Annotated in this window: 6 protein-coding genes; all 6 read right to left on the bottom strand. The window is 44.8% G+C overall.

Translation table 11 applies throughout. From position 1 onward, the window contains the following. Nucleotides 1-27 precede the first annotated feature (27 nt). The 6 genes from DR864_RS23905 to DR864_RS23880 all read right to left on the bottom strand — a co-directional run bounded on the left by DR864_RS23905 (nt 28) and on the right by DR864_RS23880 (nt 11,315). Nucleotides 28-2,793: a M14 family metallopeptidase gene (locus DR864_RS23905; RefSeq protein WP_114069324.1), complete on the bottom strand. Its 2,766-nt coding sequence runs from the start codon at nt 2,791-2,793 to the stop codon at nt 28-30. A 425-nt stretch (nt 2,794-3,218) separates the two neighbouring features. Continuing rightward, nucleotides 3,219-3,887, bottom strand: a complete 669-nt coding sequence (locus DR864_RS23900) for a DUF3223 domain-containing protein (protein ID WP_162794089.1) — start codon at nt 3,885-3,887, stop codon at nt 3,219-3,221. A 309-nt stretch (nt 3,888-4,196) separates the two neighbouring features. Beyond that, nucleotides 4,197-5,087 (bottom strand): DUF4238 domain-containing protein, encoded by an 891-nt coding sequence (locus DR864_RS23895; protein ID WP_114069322.1) that lies wholly within the window; start codon nt 5,085-5,087, stop codon nt 4,197-4,199. Nucleotides 5,088-5,346: 259 nt separating this feature from the next. After that, nucleotides 5,347-5,574: a DUF433 domain-containing protein gene (locus tag DR864_RS23890; protein WP_114069321.1), complete on the bottom strand. Its 228-nt coding sequence runs from the start codon at nt 5,572-5,574 to the stop codon at nt 5,347-5,349. Nucleotides 5,575-5,629: 55 nt separating this feature from the next. Beyond that, complete coding sequence (locus DR864_RS23885; RefSeq protein WP_114069320.1) at nt 5,630-8,413, bottom strand: M14 family zinc carboxypeptidase; 2,784 nt, start codon at nt 8,411-8,413, stop codon at nt 5,630-5,632. A gap of 91 nt (nt 8,414-8,504) precedes the next feature. Next, nucleotides 8,505-11,315, bottom strand: a complete 2,811-nt coding sequence (locus DR864_RS23880) for a M14 family zinc carboxypeptidase (protein ID WP_114069319.1) — start codon at nt 11,313-11,315, stop codon at nt 8,505-8,507. Between the last annotated feature and the right edge of the window lie 172 nt (nt 11,316-11,487).

Here is an 11,487-nt window from a genome sequence, read left to right as displayed (position 1 = left end):
AAAAGCTTAAACGGTGCCTAGTAGCGGCTATGGATTCGTTGAATACAGTTGATTAAAGAGCAACTTAAAAGTGCCCTGTGCCTGCGCCCGGAAGGTAATTTCGGGGCCAAACACGGTCAATTTTCCCGCTCCAACTGGCGCTTCAAAAGCCGTAATACCGTCTTGTAAGTACGGCTGCCCCCACGCCCATCCGCTGCGAAGCGGCTTGTTGGTTGAGAACCAAAGCAACGGTTTAACTTGTCCTTTGGCGATGGCATCGGGCGCTAATTTGAATACTGGACTCGAATCAAAATACACGTCGCTTTGTGAGGCCATTCCCCAAGTAGCCGTCTGAGTTGAGTCAAGCGTTACGCGCAAAATGCTGCCTGGAATATAATATTTTTCGGCAGGCAGCGGGCGCTCAGTTCCAGCATTGGTCATTTCAACGAGGGCATTCCGAACGGGGAGGCCCAAGTGATACGCTAAGTTGGCGCTGCTTCCGATGGTCACTACCTTGCCACCTTCTTCCAAAAACTTCTTAATCTGCGGAATAGATTTGTCAGCCGTAATTCGACCCAACCACGGGCGGAATGAATCAGGGATTTCTTCTACTTTCGGCTCTCTGCCTCCAAATCCACCATATTCACCTTCTGGACGACCCGTCGTTGCGGCAGGGATGGCCCGGGTTACGAAGATAATCACATCGTATTTTTTCTTCAAGTCGCCCGCGTCAATGGCTTGAGAATAAATGACATCAATTGGAAAATGGTACTGCTCCATCAACAACCGCACCCAACCCGAAGGCATTGAGCCACCGTAGGTATCCCAGAGCGCAATGCGCATCGGTGCTACCTTCACCATGGCCCCTGTGGGTTTTTTGGCCACGCCCGTGGCTATAATCCCCAAGTCTTTGGCGGCTTTTTCCAAGAGCGATTTGGCTTTTGCCGAGGCGGGCACATAAAAGGCACCCGCTTCTGCGGCACCGATTCCCTGCGGCATTCTAAACACCGGAATGCCCGCGCCCAACAAATCATTGACCGCGATAAAAGAGTTATTGGCGCGGCTGCTCAGCGTATATCCTGCGGGAGCCGCGGCGTCGATTTTACCCGAAGGAGTTTGTAATTCGCCGTAAGGGATGCGCTCAAACGGACCGTCAAATGCATTCAGCAAACGGTCAAACTGCACGCCCATTTGGTAGGCCAATGTCCAGCCAGCTGCATCATAAGGCCGCGTTGGAGGGCCGCCTGGATAAGGAAAGTCGTTAGGGTGATCTTGTGGCTCAAACATATCCAATACGTGCGGGCGGAACGACTGCGCCGTTTTGACGATAAACGAACCTGCGGGATATTTTTTGCCAGCAACCGTAAATTCAGCCGTGGCTTTGTGTACCAAAATTCCCGTACGAATCAGCGCGTTCACAAACTTCGTAGCGGTGGCAAAATCTGGCTGATTGGCCGAAATAATATAACCGCGTGCGTCACGTCCGTTGGTATCTTTCAACACCATATCGTAGTATTTTGTCGGAATTCCGCCTCTCATACCAAATGGGTCTGGGGCTGGAGTACCCGATTCGGGCTGAGCACTTTTGTCATTTTTTTGGGCGGCAACAATCGCGTCAGAGCGTTTGGGAGAAAGCGTCCAATAATCTTTGCTTCCGCGCTCAATGGAGTTTTTGCCCATGACGTAAATGTTGTACAACAACTCATCATGGTGACGAGCGGCGTAGTCCAACACGGCATAGTTACACGATACCGAATAATCGATAGATTGCTTAAAATACCATTTCTGAGGTGTAACCGGAAAAGGAGTATTACCGTTGGGAATCAAACGATTAGGCACCAAGGGGACGGTTTCTGGCGTAGGTCCGCCGATAATTTCGGTCAACAATCCGATTTGGTTGTGGAAATGCGTAGTGGTACGCAAACCGCCGTTGTACCAAGTCGAGAACACTGAACCACCCAAACGCGTAAAACCAGGTTTTTCTTCGGCAATGAGGCGGTTGATCATGGCCGCTCCGAGGGCGTCAATACCCGTAATCATCAACGGATGGAATACGTAGTTGAACGGGTCACGGTACGGAGGTCCCGCCAAAACCGACCCAGCTGGACCGCGTTGGTGGTGGTTGTACATAATCTGCGGAATCCAATCTATAAACAACTGACGACCCACGTTCTGGGTTTCTTTCAGTTGCAGCATGAAGAAGTCGCGGTTGTTGTCGTGCCCAGCGTATTTCTGGTACAGCTTAGGCAAATGGTCTAATGTACGTTTTTCAGCGGTTGGATTACGCATGTACCAGTTGGCCACCAATTCCTGCCCATCGGGGTTGATGTGCGTCAGAAGGATAACAACATTGTCCAAGATTCGCGTTACTTCGGCGTCTTTGCGGCTCACGAGCTGATACGCTGTTTCGATGAGTTGCATCCACGCTACGGTTTCGTTGGAGTGAATACCGCCGTCAATCCAAACCACGGCTTTGCCTTCTTCGGCCATGGCTTTGGCCTGCGCGTCGGTGAGTCCTTCAGCCCGAGCGAGTTTGGTCGAAATCTCCTGAAAACGAGCCAGTTTTTTGTGGTTTTCGGGTGAGGTAATAATCATCATCGGCTGGTCGCGGCCTTCCTCGGTCTTGCCGATGGAAAGCAGTTTTACGCGGTCAGAGGTCGCCAATTTCTTGAAATAATCCTCAGTTTGGGTAAAATTGGCGAGCATATAATCATCGCCGACGTTAAACCCAAAATGCTCCTTGGGGGAAGGGATTTGTGCCCATGCAATGTTGCACAAAAGTAAGATGATAAAAAGTGGGAGTAGTTTTCTCATTCAGGTTTCAGTTTGTTGTTACAGTGGTTGACGTATTATCTAATTTACTGCACAAAGTAAAAAGAAAATGGGGGAAATTGAATACTTCTGGGGGCGTTTGGAGGGGTTTTGATGATAAAAAGCGGTTATTTTGCGATAAAATTGGGGAGTTTTGGTAAGGGTGGCCATTTTTTGCTTGCCTAGTTTGCAAATGCAAAATTATGATCTAAAACAGGAAGGGTTGATTTCTCATCTATTTCAGTATAATCAAGGTTACTTGGCACTTACTATGTTACAAACACTTTGTTTATCCTGCGTGCGCAGTCTCCCGTTGGAAGACTGCCGCACAACGGAGTGTCGTTTAGCACTTGCCGTGTTACAAACACTTTGTTTATCTTGAGTACGCATTCTCCTGTTGGAAGACTGCGGTACAACGGGGTGACTTTTTATAAGTTAGACCGCTTTTTGCGTGTCAAATTTGCATTTGGAGATACGCAACGAAGAACAGCAACAGACTTATGGTATTCGTAAAACTGGTTTGCTATTTTTGCATCACTTAACTCTGCTTTCGTTTGATTATCTCTGCTAATGGATACAATTTGTGACAAATCGGTTAATTTGTTGATTTTTATAAAATCCATAATAATTTCATCAAAGGTTGGATTAGAATGGTCTGCATGGCACTCTTCAAATCTTAAAATCTCATCAGAAATAGGACATTTTACAATATTTGAGTGTGCAAAAACGCTTTTCTTAAAATCCAAAATTTGCGGTTCAATTATCCAGCGCAATGCTTGTTTAAAGTCTTTCCCAACACGGGGGGTTTTGATGTTTGCAATTATGTAAGAAATATCTGTAATAGAATTATCAACTCGTTCAATTTGAAATGCTCGATACTTCCCATAAACTTTGTCCATTACTCGCCTAATTCTCAACAAACCAACTCCTTTTTTATCAATCCATTCATGGTGAAGTTTTTCAAAATATTCTATCATAAATTTTAAATCCTCTCCTTCGAGAACGCTGTTCACACCACTATTATAAAGAATATTCTTAGCAAATCCCTGTAATTCTTTATCCGTTTTAAATAACATATTATTAACTAAGTATTTCATACAATTCATATTATAATAAGTATTTCAAATTTATATTAAAATCGAAAAATAACAAATAGATACACCTATTCTTTCCAAAAATTTTATTTATTTCATATATATAATTAATAGTCAAAAACTTTTATTCAACTCAACCTATTTTATGTGTTTTTACTTTATCATACACATATAGAAATAAACATTTATAATATTAAAATCTGATTATTTATCTTGCGTACTTATTCTCCCGTTAAAAGATTAAGGCACAATGCACAAATTGTTATATCTCTGGAATTTAGCAATACAAATAAGAACAACTAACAAACCTTTTCAATTTCCTAATACGTTTTCAGCCAATCCTATAAAAGTGTCTTTATTTGGCGAAATTAATAATCTGTGCATGGAAGTATAAGAAAATCTATTGAATAATCTATTCTCTTCAATTGTACTGTCATTTCTAGTGATTGGTGTGTTCGTTAAGTTTAATTCGGGGCTATCTTCATTACTGAATGGGAAAATATAGAGTCCGTAATCTTTAGACAATGGGTAAAATAAAGCATCTGATATCGAATAATTCCATGAAGGCTCCAGCATTACATTTTTACCATTATATATTATTAGGAACCCTGGATTATCCTTTGTAATCCAGTAGTAGTCTTTTGGGCATTTCATTATTTCCCATCTTCGTAACATTACAAAATTTTCAAATTCTTCAAAATTTAAATTCAAAGTTTTTTCATTAGAAAATTGCCTAATGTGTTGTTCTTTAGCAACTTTATCAAGATTAATATTCTCGACATTTAGGTAATCTATATCTTGATATGCTTTTTTCACTAATAACTCAAAGTCTAATTTTTTTCGAAGGATAAATCTTTTTTGTGGAGATCTTTGTATTGAAGTAAAAATCCATAAAATCAATTTTTCTTTAACTTCCCAGTCAACAATCTCTTGATCTTTCTTAATTATTGAAATTAATTCATTATAAAAGGATTCTATTGAGTGCCCAAAAAACTCTTCCAAAGCAGTTGGTGTTTTAAATTGCATAGAATTATAAAACTTCTTTTCCCAAAATATTTTATCTCCTGAATTTTTAACTTGAATCTCTTTCCTGTATTTATCGTAAACATCTATCACAAAGATTCTTTTTCCATCTTCATTAAGAGAAAAATGTTTTAAATATGTTTCTGGAACTATATGTTGTTTAACATGTTTTTCACTCATTTTTATCTTCTTTAACTTTCTTTTATTTGAACATAACTTTTATTTACCCACAATGAATCCCCAGCATTTCTACTTTGTCAAATTTAAAAAAGTAGAAATTGTGTAAAATATAAGTGAGGTAAATATATCTCTTCTTTATCCCGTATTGCATAAATAGCTATAAAACGGGGCAAATATAAAAGCACTACCTTTCCTGCGCTTCAATTACCAGTCTCCGCTAAATCGTTTATTCGCAGAAAGTTGATAGTTAGAATAATTTTCATGCCGCTCGGAGTACGGGGTAATCTATTTTCTTGATGGCATACTCAACGCAAGCCTGTATATCTTCCTCTTCTAAGTCAGGCATTTCTTCTAAAATCTGCTCAAACGTAAGGTGGTTTGCCAACAAAGCCAATACGTCTGTCACACGTATACGCATACCTCGCACACAAGGCTTACCGCCACATTGCTCAGGATTAAAGGTAATTCTATCTAAACTCTTCATCATCTCTTATTTGAAAATCCTCCCGAAAGTTAAACATCTTTCGGAAGGGGGACAAATTCTACCGCAATGCGTTCCAATTCAAAATCGCATTCCAAAGCATGGGCGCGTCGTGGTGATTGAGGTAGCGGTGAAGCGGGTCAAACGTGAAGGCTACTACTTGTCCTTTGCCCACGGGCACGTTGAAAATACCGCCATGACCAATGATGGTCTGCTCGTTGCGCACCATGCCCGATAGTACGTACGGTGGCTCGGGTTTGGGCGTTGCGGGTTTGGGGTCTTTTATCTCTTTTTTATCAGGCATCCCCATCACAAGTCCCTTGTATTCCTCTTCTTCTTTGAGCGGTTTGGTGCCATACTGCATCAGCATCATATCGCGGTCGCGTTTTTCGGTTTGGAGCAGTGCCCCTTGGCCTTTGAACACGTGGAAAACTTCGGGATAACCGTACATAATCGGGTGGTTGCGGTTGCGGGCTTTCACCTGCACGATGGAACCCGGATGGAACAACGTGGGCGATTCGTAGCGTTTCAACTCACGCACAATGCCGAGGTCGGACATGATACTTGATGAGTTATCCAGCGTAATCAATACCCCACCCGCGTCTACAAATTTTTTCAACTCCGCCACGCCCTCAAACCCTGGGCCTCCCGTCATGTCGTCGGTGCTGCTTGGCGTACCGTGCGAAGGGAATTCGGTGGTTTGCGTATAAGGCATCGGGCCAAACTTGGTATCGACTTCGTGGAGGAAGTTAGCGCCCGTACCGCCCACGCGCGGCACCAAAATCACGTCATATTGCGCCCGTAGGTTGCCTTTTTTGAGGTGGTCTTTGTGAATGGATGTATAAGGAATGCCCCGTTGCTCAAAGGTATAGCGCGACCAACCCTCGTCCTGCGTTTGGTACCATGTGTGGTAAATCGCCACGCGCGGCAGACTCACTTCGTGCTGTTTTACGGTAGGGAGGGTTTTGGTCGGTATCAAATCAAAGCCAAATTTGGCCGCTGCCTGTTTGGCTTGGTCGGTCGAGATTCCCGTAAACACCACTGCCCCCTGCGCCAACGTATCTTTGCGACCTTCAAGGGTGGTTTTGGCATCCAAGACGATGGTTTTGGCACTTGCATTTTGGGATTTCACCCAATATGCCGCCGATAATACCGTATTTTGTGCTTTGTAGTTGAGTACATAATGACTACCCTCGCCCTCGATTTTACCCTCAAATTTGGCATCGGTAGTGAGCATTTTGAGGTCGGCAAGGTCGTATTTGAGCGTATCCTGCTGCGTTACGGTCACACCATTGAGGTACTGCAAGGTCCACGCAATGGCGTCGTACGGAGGAAATTTGGCTTCTTTTGGATAGTTTTGTTTGGTCAACAACGACACCGCCAAATTGCGATATGGCTGGTTTAACACCACCACATAATCTCCCTGATTTTTGCCCGACTCAGCACGATGTACTTCAATTCCTTGCGCCCGTAGCTGATTGACTAAGTAAGCGGCTGCCGCTGGGTCACGTTGGTCTTTGCCAATCACAAATGCTTTGGGCGTTTCTTTGGCGGCTTTGTTGAGATTATTGAGACTCTTTGTATAAAAATTCTTCAACAACAACTTTCCGTTGGTTGCCGCATAGCCCAGCGATGCCAACACCCCCGCCTGCATGTAGTTAATATTGTTTCGGAACGACCAATACACTTTTTCAGTGGCGGGATACGGACGGTACCATTCACGACTCGTGACGTTATCGCCCGCAAATTTGGCATTAGCCAAGTCACGCATGAAGGTATTGGCGCCTGCGTTGCCGTAGGTTTCGTAAAAGCGCCCGACAGAGTTATGATTGTTGGCAACCCAAATCCCGTAGCCGGGATACCAACCGTCATAAAACGCCCAATTGAACACGCCCGGCAAACCCTGCCCTGCCAACGTCGTCATGTCGTGGTCGGCCATGATCTGCCATTCGCCGATGGCCACAGGGTCCACAGCTTCGCTGTACGGCCCCGTTCCCGTAGAAATGTACAACAACGGCACCGACTCGTGCAGGTCGAGCATCACGGTAGGGTGCCAGTCAAAATACGCCTTGAAAATACTCTTTGTGATGGCTTGCGACACTTGCAGCCCGTCGCGGTTGTTGTCGTGAAAAACATATTTGCCCCAATACGGTGGTGAAGCGGGCATTCCGTCTTCAAAATTGGTGCGTTTTTTGGTGTAACGGTTGTACCAATCCACCATTTTATCCCAACCGTCGGGCTCAGAGACGGGGTTGATGATCACGATGATGTTGTCTCGAATGGCCTTGATTTCTTCGGCTTGGCTTGTTACGAGTCGATAGGCCAATTCCATGAGCATTTCGGGGGAGCCTGTTTCGGAAGCGTGCATTCCGCCGTTGAGAAAATACACCACTTTGCTATCGCCCACAATTTTTTGCACGTCGGCGGGGTTTACTTTGCGCGGGTCGGCAAGCAGTGCCAACTGTTTTTTGTAGTGGTCGAGCCGCTTGATGGTGGCGGCATTGGCGATAACGGCCATTTGGATGGGGCGATTTTCTTCGGTCGTCCCGATTTGCTCCGTTACAATGTTGGGCGACGTTTGGGCTAATTTTTGAAAATACCCGTAAATCTCAGACGTACGGTGCAATATCCCTGGCGCGCCGATGATTTGTCCAAACTGTTTTAGTGGGGACGGAATCTTAGGATCGGTGACCAAATCCAACACCGACGAAGGCAAAAAGCGCGGGTCGGTGGTAAATTCCTTGATTTTTTGGTTGTAGGTTTCATCAATCTGCTGTGCCGAGACAGTCGAGATGAAAAGGCAAGTCCCCAGAAGAAGACATGCGTAAATATAAAAAGGCTTCATAGAGTAAGGATTAAGAAAAGCTAATTAGGGAATTAAAACAATCACGCAAAGGCTCAGTATACCTTTGCGTGATTGTTCAATCCATTATATTTTATTTGTTACCTTCGGTTCCAGCAGACATAGGAGTTCCTATCCCTAACTGATTCCAATTGATGAGCACGTTCCAAACCATCGGGGCATCGTGGTGATTGATGTAACGGTGCAATGGATTGAACGTAAACGCCACCAATCTTCCAGCGCCAACGGGAACGTTAAAGATACCGCCGTGTCCGACGATGGTCTGCTCATTCCGTACCATTCCCGAAAGCACATACGGCTCTTCCCTTTTAGGTTTAGCGGCGGCAGTTTCTTTCGTCGCTTTTTTATCTGGCAAGCCCATGATCGGACCAGTGTATTCTTCTTCTTCCTTCAATGGCTTGGTACCGTATTGCAGCACCATCATGTCGCGGTTGTACTTTTTGGTTTGCAACAACGGCGAAATACCTTTAAAGATCGGGAACACTTCTGGAAAGCCGTACACGATCGGGCTATCTGATTTACGTATTTTGACATTCACAATCGAGCCCGGATGATAAAGCCCGGGGGTCTCTACTTTGTCCAGATCACGGGTAATGCCCGTTTCCGCAATCATCGTTGAAGAGTTGTCCAAGGTCACTAATATACCACCAGCTTCTACAAACATTTTCAATTGGTTGATACCATCAAACCCGGGCCCGCCGGTCATGTCGGCTGTAGCATCAGGAAAGCCGTGCGATGGAAATTCGGGCGTTTTGGTATAGGGAAGTGGGCCAAATTTTTTGTCGATTTCGTGAATAAAATCACTACCTGTACCCCGCATTTTAGGAATGACAATGACGTCGTATTTTTTGCGTAAATCACCCGCTTTCAGGTCATCCTTTTCGATGGATGTGTACGGAATACCGCGTTGGTCAAACGTAAACCGCACCCATCCTTCATCCTGTGTATTGAACCAACTGTGGTAAATGGCCGCTCTTGGCAACGTCACTTCGTGCTGTTTGACGGTAGGTGTGGCAGTAGTAGCCGCCAAATCAAGTCCAAACTGCGATGTAATACTTTTAGCTTGGTCAGACGTAATTCCCTGTAACACCACCGAACCTGCCGACAGCGTATCTTTTACGCCACCCAAAGTCGTTTTAGCCTCCAAAACCGTTACTTTGCTGGTTTTATTCTGATTTTTCAACCAGTACAATGCCGACAATACCGTATTTTGGGCTTTGTAATTGATGACATAATTTGTTCCCTCACCGTCTACTTTGCCCGTATATTTCACCTCTTCAGTCAGTAATTTAAGGTCGCTCGCGGCGTAGCTAACGTTGTCAAGTGCTTTTACATCTACGCCATTTAAGTACCCTAACGTCCACGCAATATCATCATAAGATGGTTGTTTGGTATCTTTCGGATAATTTTGTTTGGTCAACAATGATACGGCCAAGTTGCGATAAGGCTGCTCCAATAAAACCACGTAATCGTCTGAAGTTGATTTATGCACTTCAATGCCCTGGCCCCGTAGTTGATTCACCAAATACGCCGCCATTACTGGGTCTTGTTGTTTCTTGGGAATGACAAATGCGCGGGGTGTTTCTTCTTTGCCTTTTTTGATGGCATTGACGCCTTTTTGGTAAAAATTGGTCAACAACAAACGACGGTTATTGGCGGCATACGTCAAACCAGCCAACACACCCGCCTGCATGTAGTTGATGTTGTTGCGGTATGACCAGTTTACTTTTTCCGTGGCTGGATTGGGGCGATACCACTCTTTGCTCGTGACGGGGTCGCCCGAATATTTTTGATTGCCCAAATCACGCACATAAGTAGTTGCGCCCGCGTTGCCGAAGGTCTCATAAAAACGACCGACCGAATTATGATTGTTGGCGATAAAGAACGCATAGCCAGGATTCCAACCGTCATAAAACGCCCACGTAAACACCCCTGGCAATCCCTGCGATGCCAAGGCCGTCATTTCGTGGTTGGCCATGGTTTGCCATTCTCCAATTGTAATTGGGTCAACGGCTTCATTATAAGGGCCTGTTCCGGTAGATATATACAACAACGGCACCGATTCATGCAAGTCGAGCATAACCGTGGGGTGCCAATCGTAGTAAATTTTGTACATGGCCTTGGTCAAAGCCTGCGACATTTGCAAGCCATCGCGGTTGTTGTCGTGGTAGGTGTATTTTCCCCAATACGGCACCCGCGGAAAGCCATCATCGTAGTCTTTGCGGTTTTTGGTGTAGCGATTATACCAGTCTACCTGCTTATCCCAGCCGTCGGGTTCCGACACGGGATTGATGATGACAATGATATTATCGCGAATCGTTTTAATGTCTTCTGTTTGTCCCGTAATCAGGCGATAAGCCAGCTCCATGAGCATTTCGGGAGAACCCATTTCGGGCGAGTGAAGCCCCCCGTTGAGGTAGTAAACGGGCTTGGTATCACCCAGCATTTTTTCCATTTCCTGCGGGGTTACCTTGCGGGGGTCCGCCAACAACGCCAGTTGCTTTTGGTAATGGGCCACCCGCTTCATGGCATCCTGATTACCGATGGCAATCAACTGAATGGGGCGTCCTTCTTCGCTGATTCCCTGTTGCTGAACCGTAATAAAAGGCGACGTTTGGGCCAGTTTTTGAAAATAGCCGTAGATCTCGGCCGTATGGTGCAATACCCCCGGTGAGCCGATGATTTGTCCAAAATGTTTACGCGGCGAAGGCACCTTGGGGTCATCGATCAAATTTAGGACCGAAGAAGGCAAAAAACGCGTATCGGTGGTATACTCCCTGATTTTTTGGTTGTAGGTTTCGTCAATCTGCTGCGCTTGCACGACAGCCATTGAAAAGGTAAGACAGGAAGCAATAAATGGTTTTAGTAAGTGTTTGAAGTGCATATCAGGTTAGGTTAAGACGATTTTAGAAACGAGGAAGGAAAGAATTTTAAAGATGGCACTATATAGTTTTTATATCAAGTTTCGACAAAATTTAATTTTATATATGTTGATTTACGCACAATATAACAGAACAAATTGTTTAAATAATACAATTATTAAATTCTAATAAAAC

Source organism: Runella rosea (genome assembly GCF_003325355.1).
Taxonomy (GTDB): domain Bacteria; phylum Bacteroidota; class Bacteroidia; order Cytophagales; family Spirosomataceae; genus Runella; species Runella rosea.
This window is presented reverse-complemented; position numbering and strand designations above follow the sequence as displayed.